This is a genomic window from Dellaglioa sp. CoH-57-MRSF-20, assembly GCF_056781955.1.
The window spans coordinates 118433-138210 of the sequence record NZ_JBXAXV010000003.1 but is presented as its reverse complement, the minus strand read 5'-3'; the positions used below and the strand labels follow the sequence as shown (position 1 = coordinate 138210).

The 19778-nt window shown below is 33.8% G+C and carries 13 protein-coding genes; 11 read left to right on the top strand and 2 right to left on the bottom strand.

Annotated features, from left to right (window positions below):
- The first annotated feature begins 166 nt into the window (after positions 1–166).
- From AC1RPN_RS04330 to AC1RPN_RS04295, 8 genes are all read left to right on the top strand, one after another.
- Positions 167–5110, top strand: coding sequence for a CDP-glycerol glycerophosphotransferase family protein (locus AC1RPN_RS04330; RefSeq protein ID WP_481761511.1), 4944 nt, complete (start codon positions 167–169; stop codon positions 5108–5110).
- A gap of 140 nt (positions 5111–5250) precedes the next feature.
- Positions 5251–6363 (top strand): AI-2E family transporter, encoded by a 1113-nt coding sequence (locus AC1RPN_RS04325; protein ID WP_481761510.1) that lies wholly within the window; start codon positions 5251–5253, stop codon positions 6361–6363.
- Positions 6364–6424: 61 nt separating this feature from the next.
- Entirely contained in the window at positions 6425–6817 is a 393-nt protein-coding gene (tagD, locus tag AC1RPN_RS04320) for a glycerol-3-phosphate cytidylyltransferase (RefSeq protein WP_481761509.1), read from the top strand.
- Positions 6818–6869: 52 nt separating this feature from the next.
- Entirely contained in the window at positions 6870–8075 is a 1206-nt protein-coding gene (locus tag AC1RPN_RS04315; protein ID WP_481761627.1) for a CDP-glycerol glycerophosphotransferase family protein, read from the top strand.
- Positions 8076–8242: 167 nt separating this feature from the next.
- Positions 8243–9730: an ATP-binding cassette domain-containing protein gene (locus AC1RPN_RS04310; protein WP_481762410.1), complete on the top strand. Its 1488-nt coding sequence runs from the start codon at positions 8243–8245 to the stop codon at positions 9728–9730.
- Positions 9731–9754: 24 nt separating this feature from the next.
- Positions 9755–10486 carry a LysM peptidoglycan-binding domain-containing protein gene (locus AC1RPN_RS04305; protein ID WP_481761507.1) on the top strand — a complete coding sequence of 244 codons (732 nt, stop codon included), beginning with the start codon at positions 9755–9757 and terminating at the stop codon, positions 10484–10486.
- Positions 10487–10568: 82 nt separating this feature from the next.
- The gene (locus AC1RPN_RS04300; RefSeq protein ID WP_481761506.1) at positions 10569–11912 is read left to right on the top strand and encodes a hemolysin family protein; all 1344 of its coding nucleotides are present in this window, start codon (positions 10569–10571) and stop codon (positions 11910–11912) included.
- A 121-nt stretch (positions 11913–12033) separates the two neighbouring features.
- On the top strand, positions 12034–13611 hold the full coding sequence (locus AC1RPN_RS04295) for a peptide chain release factor 3 (protein ID WP_481761505.1): 1578 nt from the start codon (positions 12034–12036) through the stop codon (positions 13609–13611).
- Between the two features lie 46 nt (positions 13612–13657).
- Here AC1RPN_RS04295 and AC1RPN_RS04290 read toward each other — a convergent pair whose 3' ends face one another.
- On the bottom strand, positions 13658–14740 hold the full coding sequence (locus AC1RPN_RS04290; protein WP_481761504.1) for a MucBP domain-containing protein: 1083 nt from the start codon (positions 14738–14740) through the stop codon (positions 13658–13660).
- A 151-nt stretch (positions 14741–14891) separates the two neighbouring features.
- Positions 14892–17123: an ATP-dependent Clp protease ATP-binding subunit gene (locus AC1RPN_RS04285; RefSeq protein ID WP_481761503.1), complete on the bottom strand. Its 2232-nt coding sequence runs from the start codon at positions 17121–17123 to the stop codon at positions 14892–14894.
- A 202-nt stretch (positions 17124–17325) separates the two neighbouring features.
- Here AC1RPN_RS04285 and AC1RPN_RS04280 point away from each other — a divergent pair, with 202 nt between their 5' ends.
- The 3 genes from AC1RPN_RS04280 to ptsP all read left to right on the top strand — a co-directional run bounded on the left by AC1RPN_RS04280 (position 17326) and on the right by ptsP (position 19653).
- A complete protein-coding gene (locus tag AC1RPN_RS04280; RefSeq protein ID WP_057973672.1) occupies positions 17326–17514 on the top strand; it encodes a hypothetical protein in 189 nt (62 codons plus the stop codon).
- A 151-nt stretch (positions 17515–17665) separates the two neighbouring features.
- Positions 17666–17932, top strand: coding sequence for a phosphocarrier protein HPr (locus tag AC1RPN_RS04275; RefSeq protein WP_409022159.1), 267 nt, complete (start codon positions 17666–17668; stop codon positions 17930–17932).
- Entirely contained in the window at positions 17932–19653 is a 1722-nt protein-coding gene (ptsP, locus tag AC1RPN_RS04270; RefSeq protein WP_481761502.1) for a phosphoenolpyruvate--protein phosphotransferase, read from the top strand. Before AC1RPN_RS04275 ends, ptsP begins: the two co-directional genes overlap by 1 nt.
- Positions 19654–19778: the final 125 nt, after the last annotated feature.

The window sequence follows — 19778 nt, the reverse complement described above, 5'->3', positions numbered from 1 at the left end:
CCAATTCATTATTTGAATGGAACGGGGTTATTAATACTGATCAAAAAGTTATGGAACAGTTAAATACCATGGAATGTAATATAAAAAAAATATATTATTATAAATAGGAATGATATAATTATTAGATATTTGGACAAAAGAATTGTTAAGGAGAATACAATTAATAATGACAAAAAATAATGGATTACTCTCAGTTGTTATTTTGGGATACAATGTTGAAGAGTTCATTGAAGAAAGTATTGAATCAGTTCTTAACCAAAGTTATGAACAATTAGAAATTATTTTAGTTGATGATGGATCAGTTGATGGGACTGCCGAAATTATGGATCGGTATGTATCACTTTTTGACAATATTAAAGCAATTCACAAAGAAAATGCTGGACCTAGTGCTGCTAGAAATGCAGGAATTGAAGCCGCTACCGGAGAATATATTGCCTTCGTAGATGGGGATGATTTATTACCAGTTGACGCATACAGTCTTTTGATGGGGTCGGTAAAGATGACTGATTCAGACTTGGCAACTGGTGCAGTTAAACGATTTAATTCTAAACGTAGTTCACGTTCTTACATTCATAAATTTGCTATTAAAGATACTGTTTATGAAACATCAATTGCAGAACACCCAGAATTAGTTTATGACACAACTTCATGGAATAAAGTTTATCGATTAAATTTGTTTATCGACAATAATTTGCGCTACCCTGTGGGAATGTTATATGAAGATATTCCTGTGATGATGGCAGCTCATTTATTGGCTAACCATATTGATATTATTACTGATATTGTATACGAATGGCGTTGGCGTGAAGGTGATAGCAAATCTATCACTCAAAGTCGAGGTAATGATATTCAACATTATAAAGACCGATTGGAAATGCTAGAGTTAACGCGTTCATACATGAAAAAATATGGGGCAACTCAAAATGTTATGGATGCATTTGATCTGAAATTATTAACAACTGATATTCCGCTATCAATGCAAGATATTCGAGAATCGGAAGAAGATTACATATTAGAATTTCAAAAAATTACAGTCCTACTTATTAGAACGATTAATCCAGAATTATTTAAGCAATTATCAATTAAAAATCAAATTCAATATGCTGCTGTGTTACAGGGGAATATTAAAGACTTAAAAAAATATAGTTATCGTCGTAGAAATATTGGAAAAATTGTTGAAAAAAATAATCGCTATCAATATGAAGATCCGGCTATCTCTTTAGATGTTGCTAAAGCGGTTGATGTGGGACAATCACAAAAATTCGAACAACGAATCTTAAATGTTTTTTCTGATGAAATGACAAGTGAGATAGTTATTAAGGGTTGGTTGCAACTCAATCAATTGAAAGTTACAAAAAAATTAGACGAAAAATTTACGGTTAATTTGATTAACATTATAAATGGGAAAGAAATGCCAATTACGTTTGAACGAGAAACCGTCAAGCGTCGTCGTCATTTATTTAAGCACCGTAACTATCGTTATTTTAGAATGTCATTTGATCAACAAGAGGCATACAAAATATTAGGAAACGGCATTTGGAAAATACAAGTTAATTATCAAGTTAAAAATATTAATGTGACGGAATTTTTAGCTAATCCTAAGCGTAAATTTATAAGTAATATTTTTTCTGGTAATGATTATCAAATTAAAACTGATTTTAGTTTTGACTGGGCATTAGCTTTTAATGCGATGACTTTGACAGCAAATGAAATAAAGACGGAAAAAAATGTTCAAGCTAATCTAATTCAAGATATTAGTGTGAATGATAGTAAATTAGTGGTCTCTACATGGTTAAATAATCCTGAAAGTACGAAGTTAATTGTTACTGAAAATAGTGATGATGAAATTGCGCCTCAAATTAGTGGACAAAAAATAAATGTTAGTGAACATCAAGTGAAATTTGAATTCTCAATAACTGAAGTAGCCGAGTTAAGTTCTGTAACACAAAAAAGACTCCAGTTAATTGATGAAAAAGAATTGAAATTAAGCTATGAGTTTGAACATGTTGATAAACCGCAAGAATATGAAATAGCACAATATAGTTTACTCGTTCAAAAGAATATGAAGGAAATGATTGGACTAAATATCGCACCACATTTTTCAAAACTAATGGATGTCCAGTGGTTAGATAATAGTCGGCTACGATTAATCGCTGAAAATACATTGTTTCAAAGTTCAGCAGAAAAAATTGTTTTACGTGTAATCGATCAAGAGGAACAATATAAATATCAATTTAATGACGTTACTGTCGATGATAACGGTCAAATAATCGTTAATTTGAATTTAATTAATGAACAACAAGACAGTTTCATTAAGGCAGCAAAATATAATCTTTATCTTGATTTTTATAGTGCTGACCAAGTTGTTCGTTCGCAAATTACAACTGAACCAGAACGTGTAGAAACGCTAGAAAGTCGTACAAATCATTTAGCAAGAACATCATTATACGAAACAAAAAACAATTTTTTGGTTTTAAACCAAAAATTATCGTGGGATAAGCAGGACGCAACCAAACGAAAACGGGCAATTAACTTCTCACTATATTACCCGCTACAACGTTTATTACCTTTAAAGAAGAAAACGATTGTCTTTGATAGTTATTGGGGCGCTTATTTCAATGGTAATGAAAAAGCCATTTATGATTATGTCCAAGAAAACATGCCAGATTATGAATGTGTCTGGTTATTCAAGGATCCGAATACAACAATAACCGGCAATGGTAAACGAGTTCGCTACTTCAGTAAAAAGTATTGGTATTACATGGCGCGAGCTAAGTATTTTATTGAAAATACTAACCTCCCTAACCAATATGCAAAACGAAAAGGACAAGTTGAAGTTCAATCGTTACATGGAACCTTCATGAAAACGATGGGATTTGATGAACCTTATTTCAAAGATGGTTCAAAAGGACGTCAGAATAATTTCATGAAACGAATTAAGCGTTGGGATTATCTTGTTTCACCTTCGCCATATATGGATGAAACAGCTAGTCACGCATTTAATTTTGAAAAAGAGGTTGTTCACTCTGGCTTCCCAAGAAATGATGTACTTTATAAAAAGAATAATGAAACTGATATCCTTAAAATTAAAGAATCTATTGGCATGCCATTGGATAAAAAGGTCGTATTATATGCACCAACCTACCGAAATAAAGACGGATTTGATTTTGAGTTAGATATTAAACAAATGCAAGCTAAATTGAGTGACGAATATGTGTTATTGGTAAGGCTACATTATTTCGTTGCCAATAAAATTGATCTAACTGAATTTGAAGGATTTACTTTTGATGTGTCTAATTATCCAACAGTTGAAGATTTATATTTAATTGCGGATACGTTAATTACTGATTATAGTTCAGTAATGTTTGATTACGCACATCTTAAACGACCAATGATTTTCTTTGCATATGATTTAAAAGATTATACAGAAGATACACGAGGTGTTTATCTCGATTATAATGGTACGGTTCCAGGACCAATTGTGGATACAACGGCAAAAATAATTGACGAATTAAGCGATTTTAATCATCTACAGACAACCTACGCGCAACAATTGATTGAATTTTATGATAAATTTTGTACGTATGGTCGTCAAGGGGATGCTTCAAAGCAAGTTTTTGAAGCAATGATTAGCGATCACTTATTACCACAAGAACCAAGCGTTCAAGTAATTAGAAATAAAATTAAAAAGATCGTTAAGTTTAATAAATGGTATCCAAAAGCATTTGGTATTATCGGTAAAATGTCAAAGAAAGATATTATTATATTTGAAAGTTTCTTTGGTCGTAAATATAGTGATAATCCAAAAGCTATCTATGAATACATGAAAGACCGTTACCCTAAATATAAGATGTACTGGAATGTGAACCAGGATTATGTTGCTTATTTTAAAGAAAATCATATTCCCTATGTGACACGATTCTCATTTAAAGGTATTTTCAAACAAGCTCGAGCAAAATATTGGTTTACGAATGTTCGTCGACCATTATGGTGGGTTAAACCTGAAGGTACAACAATTGTTCAGACATGGCATGGTACGCCATTAAAAACGATTGGTGTTGACGTAAATACAGGGTCAATGCCTGGCGTTGATGCTGCTAAATATCATAGCCAAGTTACAAAAGATTCTGATCGTTGGGATTATTCTGTTACGCCAAATGAATATTCGTCAGATATTTTCAGACGTGCATTCCGTTTGAACCGTAACCAAATGATTAATTCTGGCTATCCTAGAAATGATATTTTAACGAATTATACACAGACAGATATCAATCGTATTAAAGCAAGTTTAGAAATTAATCCAAACAAAAAAGTTATTCTATATGCACCTACTTGGAGAGATAATGAATACGTTAAAGCTGATTATTTCACGGCTAAGTTACATCTTGATTTAGATAAGATGAAAGCAGAACTTGGCGATGATATTATCGTTCTTGTTAGAACGCATTATTTAATTGCTAACTCATTAGATTTAACTGATTATGAAGGCTTTGCGCTGAACGTTGCTGATTATGAAGATATTAATGATTTATATCTTATTAGTGATCTGTTGATTACAGATTATTCATCTGTTTTCTTTGATTTTGCAGCGTTAAAACGTCCTATTATTTTCTTTGCATATGATTTAGATGAGTATGCAAATGATATTCGTGGTTTTTACTTTGACTACGAAAAAGAAGTACCAGGACCAATCGTTAAGGATACAGATGCTGTCATTACTGAGATTAAACGAGCATTTGCAACGGATGAACGCCATCACAATTATGATCAATTTGTAGCGACTTATAATGCTTGGGATGATGGACATGCAACTGAACGGTTAGTTGATTTTGTCATGAATGGACGCGTTTATGAAGCTCAAGAAACAGTAGTTGAAGAAACGACCGTCCATGTTCAAGATGGTGCTGAAGTTTGGTCAAAGGTTTATGGATCTAAAAATTATAAATTTGTAAAAAATATTGATGCCAGAGTTACAAATGAAGGTATCGTGAATAAAACGGGTTATTTAATTGATCCTATTCAAAAAAATAAAGTCGGTTCGACATTACTGTTTATCACGATGAGTGATGGGACAACCGGTTGGATTGATAAAAGTGAAGTAATCAATTAAGCAGTTTAAAGACGCCATTTGGCGTCTTTTTTTTGAATTAATTTATCGTTCAATAATGAGGATAAGTGAAACGCTATAATTGTTAGACAGGTTACGGTATAATGAAATTACTATACATAAATTAAAGGAGAACCATATCGATGCTTGATAGATTAAAAAAGTCTAAATTGATGTTTTGGTCACTTGAATTATTAATCGTTGCCTCGTTAATTTGGATGTGTACAAAAATAAGTTTTATTTTTAGTCCAATAGGAACGTTTATTTCCACATTATTTATTCCGATTATTATATCTGGGTTTTTATTTTATTTATTTAATCCGGTCGTTAAATTTTTAATGAAAATAAAAATCAAAAAATTCAAATTTTCTCGAACGTTGTCAGTTGCCATTCTATTTGTATTCCTAGCAATTCTTTTAGTTGCCTTAATAGGGTACCTGATTCCGAGAGTAGTCAGTCAGCTAAGTCAATTGGTGGTTAACCTACCAGATTATGCAAATGCAGTTAGTGAGTCGTCAAAAGATACGTTTAATCATTTAAATAAATATGCTTGGTTTAAAGAAATTGATTTTACTAGCTATTTAAACCAGTTTGAAAATTCTATTGGGACCTACTTCAAATCAATTGCAACCAATTTGACGAACTCGATAGGATCAATGATTGGGGTTGTAACGAGTGTGACAGTTGTTGCACTGACAGTACCTGTGATGTTGTTCTATATGTTAAAAGATGGTCAAAAACTAGTCCCAACGCTTAAAAAACTTGTTCCAGAAAAACATGGGGATGAGCTCGTTGAGTTACTTGACCGCATGGGTGATACAATTTCAGCGTACATTGGTGGACAAGCTATTGAATGTATTTTCGTTGGGGTATTTACCGCTATTGGTTATTCAATTATTGGTATGCCGTATATTTTGTTACTAGGAGTTGTGGCTGGCCTTGCTAATATTATTCCTTATATTGGACCCTATATTGGTATTTTCCCAGCACTGATTATTGCGGTAACACAGTCTACTCAAATGGTTATTTTTGTCGTGATTGTTGTGTTAATTGTCCAACAAATTGATGGTAATTTTGTCTATCCTAATGTTATAGGCAAATCATTAAATATACATCCATTGACGATTATTGTATTATTACTAGTAGCTGGTAACATTGCTGGGCTTCTAGGAATGATTTTAGGAATTCCCTTATATGCTGTTGTAAAAGTTGTTATTAAATACTTTTACGATATTAGACAATTGCAGGAAAAATAAGACAGTCATAACAGTTTATGATAAAATAAATTATTATTGATAACGACGGAGGAGCAAAAACATGAAAAAAATAATTACTTATGGAACATTCGATTTATTACACAAGGGTCATGTACGTATTTTACAACGCGCTAAAGCAATGGGCGACCATTTAACAGTTTGTATTTCAACAGATGAATTTAACGCAATTAAAGGGAAAAAGGCTTACACATCATATGAAGATCGTAAGTTCATTTTAGAAGCAATTAAGTACGTAGATGAAGTGATTCCAGAAACTGAATGGGACCAAAAAATTAGTGACGTCGTCGATAATCAGATTGATACATTTGTGATGGGTGATGATTGGGCAGGTAAGTTTGACTTTTTAAGCGATTACTGTGAAGTTATTTACTTACCAAGAACAGATGGTATTTCAACAACAAAAATTAAAAAAGATTTAGGGATGAACTTGTAAAATATTTTATTATTTTATCTTTTGTAGTAAGGAGAACAAAATAATGAATGAAATTAAAAAAATAGTCCAAAAAGTGGTTAAGCGGATTGGTCGCCAAATTTTAATAACGTTAAATGATTTTACAATTAAATTTTCAATTAAAAAACACCAAGTTGTCTTTGAAAGCTTTAATGGGCGCGATGTTAACGATAACCCGATGGCCATTTACAAGCAGACTAGACGAGATCTTGGTGAAGAAAATGCGAAGCTTTTATATTTTAGCGTTAAACCAAGCATGTACACTAAATTAAAAGAACAATATCCGGAAATTAATTTAATTAAACGCTTTGGATTTTCTTGGACTATCAAAATGGCGAGGGCTGAATTTTGGGTCTTTAATTCAAGATTACCTATTTGGTGGAAAAAGAATCCGAAGACTACATATATACAAACATGGCACGGGACACCGTTGAAACATTTAGGAATGGATATTGAAAATGTTTCAATGCCAGGTACAACGACAGCGTTATACCATGCTAATTTTAAAGTGGAAACAGCACGTTGGGATTATTTAATAGCGCCTAATCATTATTCAAAGCAAATTTTTGAAAGTGCATTTGCTTTTAAAAATAAATCCTTGGATATTGGATACCCAAGGAATGACATTTTATATGCGGATAATAATGAAAAAGATATTAGAGCTTTAAAGAAAACGTATCTTGGTAATGAAGATGCTAAAGTGGTTCTTTATGCGCCAACATGGCGTGATGATAGCTTTTATACTCAGGGTGTTTATAAATTCGAAATGGCTTTTTCATTCGAATCATTCTTTCAACATGTATCAGACGATACTATTTTAATTATGCGGCCTCATTATTTAGTTAAGAATAGTATTAATATCGAAGGATTTGAAGATCGTGTTAAAATAATGGCAGATGAAAATATTACTGAATTATATTTAATGAGTGATATGATGATTACGGATTATTCGTCAGTGATGTTTGATTTTGCTAATTTGAATCGACCAATGATGTTTTATTGTTATGATTTAGAACATTATCGGGATGAACTACGCGGCTTTTATATCAACTTTGAGATGGAAGCGCCAGGACCAATCGTAGAAAAAGAACCAGATTTCTATAAACAATTGGATGTCTATACGCAAAATGGTGATTATCCTGGTTACGAAAAACAATTTAAAGATTTTCAAAATAAATTTATTGAATGGGATAATGGAAAAGCTTCTCAAAAAGTTTCTGACATTATCTTAGGTAAGTAAGCATATTCTCCTTTTGGGAGGATATGCTTTTTATTTTTTAAAATATAAATACTGATAACATCGGATAAGATGTTAATTTTTAGTGATTAATGGTAGAATTGTATAAGCGTAAGTGTATACATGTTATTATTGAGAATTAAAATAACTGAATGATTAATGGTGATAAAATGGAAGATTATAAAATTCGATTAGAGTATGTTACAAAAGGTATAACAAGTAAAAAAAATCGAAAAATTGATAAAGATTCGAAAGATATTTATTGGGCTTTAAGGGGCATCTCGTTTGATATTTATCGTGGTGAATTTTTTGGTATTATTGGCATGGGTGGCTCAGGGAAAGCAACGTTATCTGACATTCTAGCCGGTAAAGCCAAACAAACAACGGGTTTTCTAACGATGGCCGGTCACACGACGATTGTATCATATGAGACACAATTAAAACGCGATAAAACGGCTGTGCAAAATATTCAAGAAGCAATTACTGATTCTAAGATTGATTACAAAAATAGTGATCAAACTTTGAATAATGTTTTAAATTTTGCTGACTTAGGGGTATTAAAAGAAAGTAAAATTGAAGATTACTCTCCCGATATGCGTGCGCGAGTTGAGTTAGCAATGGCCTTCTTCATTGAACCTGATATTATTATTTTAGATGGTATTCTATCAGCATTAGATGATATTTTTTATCAAAAAACGGTTGATAAAATTAAAAGCCTACAAACAGAGGGCAAAACTTTTGTACTTGCTAGTCAAGATTTACAACAAATGGAGTTCTTAACAGACAGAATTGCCTGGATTCAAAACGGTCAACTGATGGATATCGGTGAGTCTGAAAAAGTCGTTATGAGTTATTTAGATTTTGTTGCTTGGTACGATAGTTTGACTGATGAGAAACGAAGTGAGTACGATAAACAACGTGATTCAGAACGTAAATCATTTAGTGTAGAGACCTTATATACACAATATAAAAAAACGCATTTTGATCCTGATATGCCTCGATCAATTGAGTTGCGTCGTAGAGATGCCTTTTATAACGGACAAGCATTTGACGATACAAAATATTTTTTAAAAAAGAAAAATGGTAAAAAGCACGGTAAACTAGCTTTGATGGTTATTGGTATTTTGATTTTAGCAGTGATAGGAACAGTTTCTGCCAAGTATGTTCAAATGAACAATGACAAGCAAGAATCGAGTTCAATCGCCCAACGTCAGAAGTCTGTAAGTGAATCAAAAAAAATAGCAATTTCAAGCTCAATTAGTAGAGCTGATGTCTCTAAAAAAGTGGTGGCATCTTCTAAATCTAAATCAGCTAAAGCTGCTTCAAGCAAGTCAGCCAAACGGTCTGCTGAAAAAAAGCGGCAGAATGAGTCGCTTGCTAAAGCTAAGGCAGAAAGTGAATCCGTTCTAGCTAGAGAGTCATCTGAAAGGGTGGCTAGTTCTGAGTCAGCAGCAAAAGAAAGTAGTGAAAAGAAGGAAAGTAGTGAAAAGAAAGAAAGTATCAGTAAAATTAGTACGAAGATGTTTGAGGTAGGTAGTGGGGATAGTTTATCAAGTATCGCGACTGCCAATGATACAACCAGTGATCAATTGATGGACATCAATGAATTATCATCAAATCTTTTGCATGTAGGACAAAAAATAAAAGTACCTAAATAAATGTGAGTTAACTCGGAGGAAGTTATGAAATTAAGAACGAAAGTAATTATTGGTATAGTTGCAGTTGTGTGTATCGGTGGTGGGACGATATTAGCTAGTACGAAGGCTGGTCATGACGTCGTTGAGTGGGTTGCTACTCGTGGGTCATCTGACCAACAAAAAAAGGAGTACGCTGAACAACAAAAATTAGCTGAATCGAAATATGGTAAGAGTAAGTCTAGTGAAAAATCAAAACCAAAATCAAAAAAGAAGAAAACTGAAAAGAAAAAATCTGTGTCTAAAAAAAGTAAATCAACGTCGTCTTCGTCGTCAAGTTCTAATATTGATACGGATACGATAACTGTTGTTTATGGTGATTCATTGTCATCTATTGCGTTAAGCCATGATATGACAGTGAAGGAACTAATTGCATTAAATGACATGGAAAATACAACATTAAGACCTGGGCAAACGCTTAAGGTCGTTGCTGGAAGTGGAAAAAGTATAGATACTACATCTTCAGATACAACAGGCACAGATAATACAAGTTCTGATAATACTACTTCAGACAACACAACAAGTTCATACTCTAATGACGATACAACTTCAGATAGTACAAGTACAGCAAGTTCATACTCTAATGCTGATACAAGCTCAGATAGTACAACAAGTTCAGATACTTCTAGTACCGATAACACAACAAGATCATATTCTAGTTCAACATCAGATACAACTAGTTCAACGAGCTCAACTAGTGATGAGACAACTAGCAATTAGCAATCGGATTTCTGCATGTTAATAGGTGTATAATATCCGTAGGTTAAAAAATAAAGACAAATGAATTGGAGCGGATGAGTAAATGAGTTCAGACCCTGGTCACGAACTGCTGTTGCAGCTGTTATTATTAGTCATTTTGACATTAGTGAATGCCTATTTTTCAGCTGCAGAATTAGCAGTAGTTTCAGTAAATCGTAATAAAATTGAGGCAGAGGCGAAAGCTGGAGATAAAGGTGCAATAAGAATTCTTGGTATATTAAATAATTCGACATCATTTTTATCAACTATCCAGATTAGTATTACTTTTGCCGGGTTCTTGTCTTCAGCTTTTGCAGCAACATCTTTGGCTAAATATGTTGAACCATTGTTTGGGAGTGCTGTGTGGGCACATGATGTTGCAGTAGTTATCGTTACGTTGATTTTATCTTATTTTTCATTAGTTTTAGGAGAATTATATCCTAAACAATTGGCACTACAGATGCCAGACAAAATTGCCAGAGCAACGACTGGGCCTATTCAACTTATTGCGATTGTTTTCAAACCATTTAACTGGTTGTTATCAATTTCAATCCGTGCATTAGAAAAAATAACACCAATTAAGTTTAATAAAAATAATATTGAGGTTATTAGTCGACAAGAAATTGTTCATATGATTCAAACTGGTGAAGAGCGTGGTGCTATTGATTCAGATGAATATGAAATGATGGAAGGCGTTATTTCGTTACATACGAAATTCGCTCGTGAAGTTATGGTCGCTAGAACTGATGCTTTTATGATTGATTTACAAAACGATAATGATCGTAATATTGATGCTATTTTAAATCAACCTTATTCTCGTGTACCCGTTTATAGTGATGATAAAGATAACGTCGTTGGCGTTGTTCATATCAAAAATTTGCTTAAAGCTGCTAGAGCAAAAGGGTTCGATAGAATTAGTTTACGTCAAATTATGCAAGAGCCCATGTTTATTCCAGAAACGATGGCTGTTGATGATTTGTTATTCGAAATGAAGAAAACACACACTCAATTAGCTATTTTATTGGATGAATATGGCGGTGTTGTTGGACTTGCCACAATTGAAGATTTAATTGAAGAGATTGTTGGCGATATCGACGATGAGTCAGATAGCCCTGATGATACATTGAGAAAAATTAATGCACATGAATATATCGTACAAGGTCGAATGACACTTGACGATTTTAATGATGAATTTAATTGTGATATCAACGTTAAAGACGTAGACACAATTGCGGGATTCGTCTTAACTGAATTAGGTCGAATTCCCGGTAATAATGAACAACTACAGATTACACTTCACAATGGTATACTTCTCGAAACGGAAAAAATGGACGGTTCTCGATTAGTGGAATTGAAAGTTATGATTCCCGAAACACGGTTAAAAGATACTTTAAAGAGTAAAGAATAAAATATGGGATGATAAGGTCAATAGAACTCTAATAAGTTCCATTGACCTTATCATTTTTTACGTCGAAGTTCATTATCATTTATGATAAACTATGAGTAATATGTTTTAGAGAGGACAAAAAATGAATACAGAAGAATTAGAGACTCAAGTAAAAAAACGCCGAACATTTGCGATTATTTCTCATCCCGATGCTGGTAAAACAACCATTACAGAACAATTACTTTTATTCGGTGGGGTTGTCCGTTCTGCCGGAACAGTTAAGGGTAAAAAATCTGGTACTTTTGCAAAATCTGATTGGATGGAAATTGAAAAGAAACGTGGTATTTCTGTTACTAGTTCAGTTATGCAATTTGATTACGCCGATAAGCGGGTTAATATTTTAGATACACCTGGGCATGAGGATTTCTCGGAAGATACCTACCGAACATTAATGGCCGTAGATTCTGCAGTCATGGTTATTGATTCTGCAAAAGGAATTGAACCACAAACAAAGAAATTATTTAAAATTTGTAAAATGCGTGGCATTCCTATTTTCACATTCATCAATAAGATGGATCGTGATGGACGTGAGCCACTTGATTTAATGGCTGAACTCGAAGAGGTCTTGGGCGTTGAATCATACCCAATGAACTGGCCAATTGGTATGGGTAAAGGCTTAAAGGGATTATACGATATCTACAACCATCGTATTGAACTTTACCAAAAAGAAGATAAAGGCATGGACTACGTTGATTTAAATGACGCCGGTGAGATTGAAGGCGACCATCCTTTAAAAGAAGATAGTATCTATCAAGAAGTGCTAGATGAAATTGAATTATTGGGCGATGCTGGTAATACCTTTGATGAAGCAAAAATCGCAACAGGGGATTTAACGCCGGTTTTCTTTGGATCAGCATTAACTAACTTTGGTGTAAAAACGTTCTTAGATATTTATTTGAACTATGCACCAGCACCACAAGAACATAAAACGATTGAAGAAACAACGATACAACCAACAAATGAACATTTTTCTGGGTTTGTTTTCAAAATTCAAGCAAATATGAATCCTAATCATCGTGATCGAATTGCGTTTATTCGAATTTGTTCAGGTGAATTTGAACGTGGGATGGATGTTAAATTAGCAAGAACTGAAAAGAAAATGCGTTTATCTAATTCAACCCAATTTATGGCAGATTCTCGTGAAGTTTTAGAATCAGCTGTAGCTGGCGATATTATTGGATTATATGATACTGGTAATTTCCAAATTGGCGATACAATCAGTAACATGAAGAAACCAATTACCTTTGAAAAATTACCTCAATTTACGCCTGAATTATTCATGAGCGTTAATGCTAAAAATGTAATGAAACAAAAATCATTCCATAAGGGTATTCAACAGTTGGTTCAAGAAGGTGCTGTTCAATTATATAGAAGTTACAACACGGGTGACTATATTCTGGGTGCCGTTGGTCAACTTCAATTTGAAGTCTTCCAATTCAGAATGTTAAATGAATATAATTCAGAAGTTATCATGACACCAATGGGTTCTAAAACAGCTCGCTGGATTGATCCAGAACAATTGGATGAAAAGATGTCAAGTTCACGTAACTTACTTGTTAAAGATCGACAAGACTTACCGTTGTTCTTGTTTGAAAATGCATTCGCAGAACGCTGGTTTGCTGACAAATATCCAAACGTTACATTAACATCAAAACTATAAACGAAAAGAGGTATACCAATTGGTATACCTCTTTTTTGAGTGCTTATTAATTTAATGAGTAAGGCATTTTGATGTAAGTTTCATCAATAAAACCACCATCTTTTAATTCAAACCAAACATCATTACTTGATGATAACTGACTGATTAAAGTAACTTGTGTATTGTCAGCTAAAACTCGTAATTTTTTACCATAAGGTTTAGTGTAAATAGTTACAGATTTATTAGGAATGTAATCAATTGAAGCAGAGTGATTGATTATTTTTTTAGTAAATTCATTGGTGTCATTGTCGGGTAATAAAGCATATTTGGGTTGAATAATCATTTTTACATTAGAAGTACTTTCTAACCATTGATTGCCACCTATGCTGTACCAAATAGTTCCCAAATTCGTTTCGATTTTTTCAAATACTTGTAAAATAACGCCAGCAGGTAAGAAGGCGGGATAGGAGTTACCCTCGGGTAAGTCATAAGGACGTACGCGTTTTGTAATCTGGATGTATGCGTCAATTTGATCGACGGTTTTCCAATTGATGTTGCGATAATAATAGTAGATGGTTTGTTGTTCATTTGTGAAAGTACCATAACTAGTTTTTGAGGCACGCAATAAATTGAACCCTGGAATATTGACAGGGTCATAAGTGAAAGGGTCATTCAAATGGCCACGTAGTAAAGTGGGTGAGCCGATTAAGTAGCCACCATCAATATCTTGATTATAAATCCAAACGGCAGCGCCATGTTTCTTTTCATAGCTTAAAATAATAGCACCATAGTTGGTTACAAAAGTACTTGTGAATCCCGAAATGCCAACTAGATTATAATCATTGATTGGTTCAAATTGAAGTCTTAAATCGCTACCTATAGTGCCACTGATAATTTGCGGACGAGATAGATTATTATTATTTTGGTCTTTATAGTAAACAATCATTGTGGCATCTGAAACAGATGTTGGTAGAAAAGTTTTTTCTTCAATGACTTCATGTTTCTTTTGTTTTGGTGCCTTATATTTTTTTGTTGATTCAGAATTGAATACAAATTGTATATCGGAAGTGGAAGTAGGTTGGTCATTTTTTGTAAAAACAGACAACATATTCCGGAAGAAATCTCTTAAGGCGATTTTAATCAGCTCCATTCATAATCTAATATCATAATTATAACCTAAAAAGATTAATTATTGGGGAAAAGTGTTTGAAATATCGTTTATTTATTTAAAAGAATGAATAAAATAAAAAAAGATGCAGACTCAGAAAAAATTATCTGAGTCTGCATCTTTAGTTTAGCCTTTACTTTTCAACGTTAGAGTCGGAATCTTTAACATCAGTAGTTGTATCGGCTGATATCTTAATTTCATCTTTTTCAATTTTTGCAGCTAATTTTGTTACATCAGGATTATCAAGGTAGAAGTCAGCTATTTGATCTTCAATCTGTTCCTGGATAACACGTCTTAGTGGACGAGCACCCATTGCGGGATTGTAGCCTAAATCAACTAATTTTTCTTCAACCCGATTTGTAACGTGAAGTTCTAAGTTTTGATTTTTAAGAACTTTATTAACGTCATCAAGCATGATACTTACGATTGAAACTAAGTTTTCTTTACTTAATGAGTTAAATTCAACGATGTCATCAAAACGGTTTAAAAATTCAGGACGGAAGTAATTTGATAGTTTATCAATGATGGCATGGGTTGCACCAGTTGACGTTGCACCAAAGCCAACATTTGCTTCAGCATCAGCACTACCAGCGTTAGATGTCATAATGATAATCGTATCTTTGAAACTTACCACGCGACCTTGTGAATCTGTTAAACGGCCATCTTCAAGAATCTGCAAGAACATATGCATAACATCAGGATGTGCTTTTTCAACTTCATCTAACAAGATTAAACTGTATGGATTACGACGAACTTGTTCAGTTAATTGACCAGCTTCTTCATAACCAACATAGCCAGGAGGGGAACCAATCAATTTAGAAACTGAATGGTTCTCCATGTACTCACTCATATCGAAACGAATCATTGATTCTTTTGTTCCAAATAATTCTTTTGATAATTGTTTAGCAAGTTCTGTTTTACCAATTCCAGTTGGTCCAACAAACAAGAATGATCCGATAGGACGCCCAGATTTATTGAATCCAATCCGGTTACGGCGGATGGCGCGGGCCACTTTATCAATGGCGTCATCTTGGCCAATGACATTAGCTTGAAGGGAAGTGGCTAAATTTTTCAATTGTTGTTGCTCTTTTTCCTTTAGTTCGCCTACAGGAATCCCTGTTTTTTCTTCAATAATTTGTTCCATTTCTTTTTCGGTTACAATTGGTAATTCATCAGAATCAGTATTACTATCTTGTAATTCTTTGAATTTTGCGACTTGATCGCGATAGTAGGCTGCTTTTTCATAATCTTCGTCGGTTAGTGCAGCTTGTTTTTGAGTTTCAGCGTTTTTAATTTTTTCTGCAACTAATTTGGGATCAATAGCTTTAATGGTTAAATTCATTTTTGACCCAGATTCATCAAGTAAATCGATGGCTTTATCTGGTAAAAAACGATCTTGAATGTAACGGTCAGAGAGAGAAGCAGCAGCTTCAATTGCTTCATCACTATAATGAACATGATGGTAAGCTTCGTATTTCTTTTGAATACCTTTTAAAATGACGATTGACTCTTCGACACTAGGTTCATCAACTTGGATAGGCTGTAAACGACGTGCAAGCGCAGCATCTTTTTCGATTTGACGATATTCATTTAGAGTTGTTGCGCCAACGAGTTGTAATTCGCCTCGAGCAAGAGCTGGTTTTAGAACGTTACCGGCATCCATACCACCTTCAGCATTACCAGCGCCTACAATTTCATGAATTTCATCAATGAATAGAATGATAGACTTATCATTTTTAAGTTCCTTCATTAATTGTTGCATTCGTTCTTCGAACTGACCACGAATACCCGTTCCTTGAACTAATGAAACAACATCTAATCGAATAACTTGTTTGTTTAAAAGTTTTTGAGGAACAGCTGAATCAACAATTTTTTGAGCTAATCCTTCAACGACTGCTGTTTTACCAACACCAGCTTCGCCGATTAGAACAGGATTATTTTTTGTCCGACGATTCAAAATTTCAATGATTTGATTAATTTCTTGATCGCGACCAATGACCGGGTCAATATTTCCTGCCCGTGCCTCATCGGTTAAATTAAGACCGAATTGACCAAGGATTGTATCCTTACCATTATTTTTATTAGCGCCACCATTTCTACCAGCTTGGGTAGGAGGTGTCTGCTCTTTTCTTTGTGAACTATTATTTTGACTATTTGGTGCAATCGCATTAAATAAATCATCAAGGTTACCAAAGCTAAATGGATCTTGTTGATTATTACGGATTTGACCATTACTTAAACGCTCTTGTTCATCTTTTAGTAATCGATAACAATTTTGACATAAATCGTATTCTTGATGTTGACCATTTAAGTTAGTTGATAAGTGTATTGTCGCTGGATTGATTTGACAATTTTGACAGATCATATGTGTCACAACCTTTCATATTTCGTTCGTATAGTTTAGTTTATCTAAGATCAAAAACATGTTGACCATCTTTGACCTTCGATGAATAGTATACAAAATATGGAAAAATTCTGCAAGCAATTAGAACTCCTTTTTTACATTTTATGGAGGCTAATCTATAATGAATTTAGTATAGTAGATTTTAGTGAAAAGAGGTTTGAAAATGAGCGAAGATTATAAAGCAAAAATTGATGCATTGATTGCTGGTGAAATAGAGACAATAACAATCAACCCAGATGAATTTATGGCGTTTCAACTTGTTTGGCAAAAAGAAAAATTACGTAAGGCAATCGTTGGTAATGCGCAAAGAGAAGGTCAAATTATTTACAAATATGTTAGTTTGAAAAACTAAAGACTTGTATCATTTTTTAAATAATGGTATTATTTGTCTCTAAAGACTAATGTGTTTAATTTATTAATGAAAACGTGTTCTTTGCTTTTGTTAGTGGGTTATGCATTTTTCTAAAATAAAAAAATATAGAACATCAAGGAGATAATTAATTATGGAAAAGAAAGACTTTCACGTAATCGCAGAAACAGGTATCCACGCGCGTCCAGCTACATTATTGGTACAAGCAGCAAGCAAATTTACTGCTGACGTTGCTTTGGTTTACGGAGAAAAATCAGTAAACTTGAAATCAATCATGGGCGTTATGTCATTAGGCGTTGGTCAAAATGCTGATGTAACAATCACTGCTGATGGCGCTGACGAAACAGATGCAATCGCAGCTATTACAGAAACAATGACGAAAGAAGGACTTGCTGAATAATGTCGAAAATGCTAAAAGGGATTGCTGCTAGTGATGGTATTGCCATTGCTAAAGCATATATGTTAGTTCAACCCGATTTGTCATTCTCGCAAGTAAGCATTGAAGATCCAGAGTCAGAAATCAAACGCCTTGATGCTGCTGTTGCAGCATCAAGTGAAGATTTGAAACTAATCAAACAAAAAGCTGCAGAAAACCTCGGCGCAGAAGAAGCCGAGGTTTTTGAAGCTCATTTGACAATCCTTTCAGATCCTGAACTTATGGGCAACATTGGCGATAAAATCAAAAATGATAAGGTCAACGCTGAAGCAGCATTGAAGGATGTCACAGATATGTTCATTTCAATGTTTGAAGATATGACTGATAATGCTTATATGCAAGAACGTGCAGGCGATATTCGTGATGTTACGAAACGTGTAATGAGTCATTTATTAGGAGTTACAATTCCTAATCCTGCTCTTATCGATCAAGAAGTTGTGGTCGTTGCACATGATTTAACACCATCGGATACAGCCCAATTAAATCGTAAATTTGTTAAAGGATTTATTACTGATGTTGGTGGACGTACTTCTCATTCTGCTATTATGTCTCGTACGCTTGAAATTCCTGCTGTTGTAGGCGCTGGTGATCCAACGACTGCAATCTCAGAAGGTGATATGGTTATTGTTGATGGTATCAATGGTGACGGAATTATCAATCCTACTGCTGAAGAAATTTCAACATATGAAGCAAAAGCAAAAGCTTTTTCTGATCAAAAAGCTGAATGGGAAGAACTAAAAGACGCTAAAACAGTTACTGCTGATGGCGTACATTTTGATTTAGCTGCTAATATCGGTACACCTAAGGATGTTGAGGGTGCAGTAGATAATGGTGCTGAAGCAGTTGGTTTATTCCGTTCAGAATTCTTATACATGGATGCTAGTGAATTACCTTCAGAAGATGATCAATTTAAAGCTTATAAAGCTGCAGTTGAAGGTATGAATGGTAAACAAGTAGTTGTAAGAACAATGGATATTGGAGGCGATAAGGAATTACCTTACTTGCCATTACCAGAGGAAATGAATCCGTTCTTAGGATATCGCGCAATCCGTATTAGTTTGGATCGTCAAGATATTTTCAGAACACAACTTCGTGCTCTACTTAGAGCTTCTCATTATGGACAATTAGCAATTATGTTCCCTATGATTGCAACTGTTGATGAATTTAAATCAGCAAAAGCTATCTATACTGAAGAACGTACTAAGTTAATTGACGCTGGTGTACCAGTAGCAGATAAACTTGAAGTCGGTATGATGATGGAAATTCCTGCTGCTGTTATGAACGGTGATCATTTGGCTAAGTATGCTGATTTCTTTAGTATTGGTACAAATGATTTAATTCAATATTCAATGGCTGCTGATCGAGGTAATGAACAAGTGTCATACCTTTACCAACCTTATAACCCATCAATTTTACGTTTGATTAAAATGGTAATTGATTCGGCTCATAAAGAAGGTAAGTGGGCAGGTATGTGTGGCGAAATGGCCGGCGATCAAATTGCCGTACCTATTTTAGCTGGAATGGGACTTGATGAATTCTCAATGAGTGCTTCGTCAATTCTTAAAACACGTAGTTTAATGAAAAAATTAGATACAACAAAAATGAAGGAATTAGCTGATAAAGCTGTTTCTGACTGTGAAACTAATGAAGAAGTTATTGCATTAGTTGAATCTTACATGAAATAAATTAAACACAAAAAAACTGGTAATTTCGATTATCAGTTTTTTTGTGTTTAATTGGGAATAGATGAGAATAGTCTACTTTTATTGCATAACGGGTGAGAAACCAATATAATTAAAACTATTATATT

Excerpts from the sequence above, each read along its gene's own strand:
- AC1RPN_RS04330 (WP_481761511.1), top strand. The coding sequence starts at position 167 with ATGACAAAAAATAATGGATTACTCTCAGTTGTTATTTTGGGATACAAT.
- AC1RPN_RS04325 (WP_481761510.1), top strand. The coding sequence starts at position 5,251 with ATGCTTGATAGATTAAAAAAGTCTAAATTGATGTTTTGGTCACTTGAA.
- tagD (WP_481761509.1), top strand. The coding sequence starts at position 6,425 with ATGAAAAAAATAATTACTTATGGAACATTCGATTTATTACACAAGGGT.
- AC1RPN_RS04310 (WP_481762410.1), top strand. The coding sequence starts at position 8,243 with ATGGAAGATTATAAAATTCGATTAGAGTATGTTACAAAAGGTATAACA.
- AC1RPN_RS04305 (WP_481761507.1), top strand. The coding sequence starts at position 9,755 with ATGAAATTAAGAACGAAAGTAATTATTGGTATAGTTGCAGTTGTGTGT.
- AC1RPN_RS04300 (WP_481761506.1), top strand. The coding sequence starts at position 10,569 with ATGAGTTCAGACCCTGGTCACGAACTGCTGTTGCAGCTGTTATTATTA.
- AC1RPN_RS04295 (WP_481761505.1), top strand. The coding sequence starts at position 12,034 with ATGAATACAGAAGAATTAGAGACTCAAGTAAAAAAACGCCGAACATTT.
- AC1RPN_RS04290 (WP_481761504.1), bottom strand. The coding sequence starts at position 14,740 with ATGGAGCTGATTAAAATCGCCTTAAGAGATTTCTTCCGGAATATGTTG.
- AC1RPN_RS04285 (WP_481761503.1), bottom strand. The coding sequence starts at position 17,123 with ATGATCTGTCAAAATTGTCAAATCAATCCAGCGACAATACACTTATCA.
- AC1RPN_RS04280 (WP_057973672.1), top strand. The coding sequence starts at position 17,326 with ATGAGCGAAGATTATAAAGCAAAAATTGATGCATTGATTGCTGGTGAA.
- AC1RPN_RS04275 (WP_409022159.1), top strand. The coding sequence starts at position 17,666 with ATGGAAAAGAAAGACTTTCACGTAATCGCAGAAACAGGTATCCACGCG.
- ptsP (WP_481761502.1), top strand. The coding sequence starts at position 17,932 with ATGTCGAAAATGCTAAAAGGGATTGCTGCTAGTGATGGTATTGCCATT.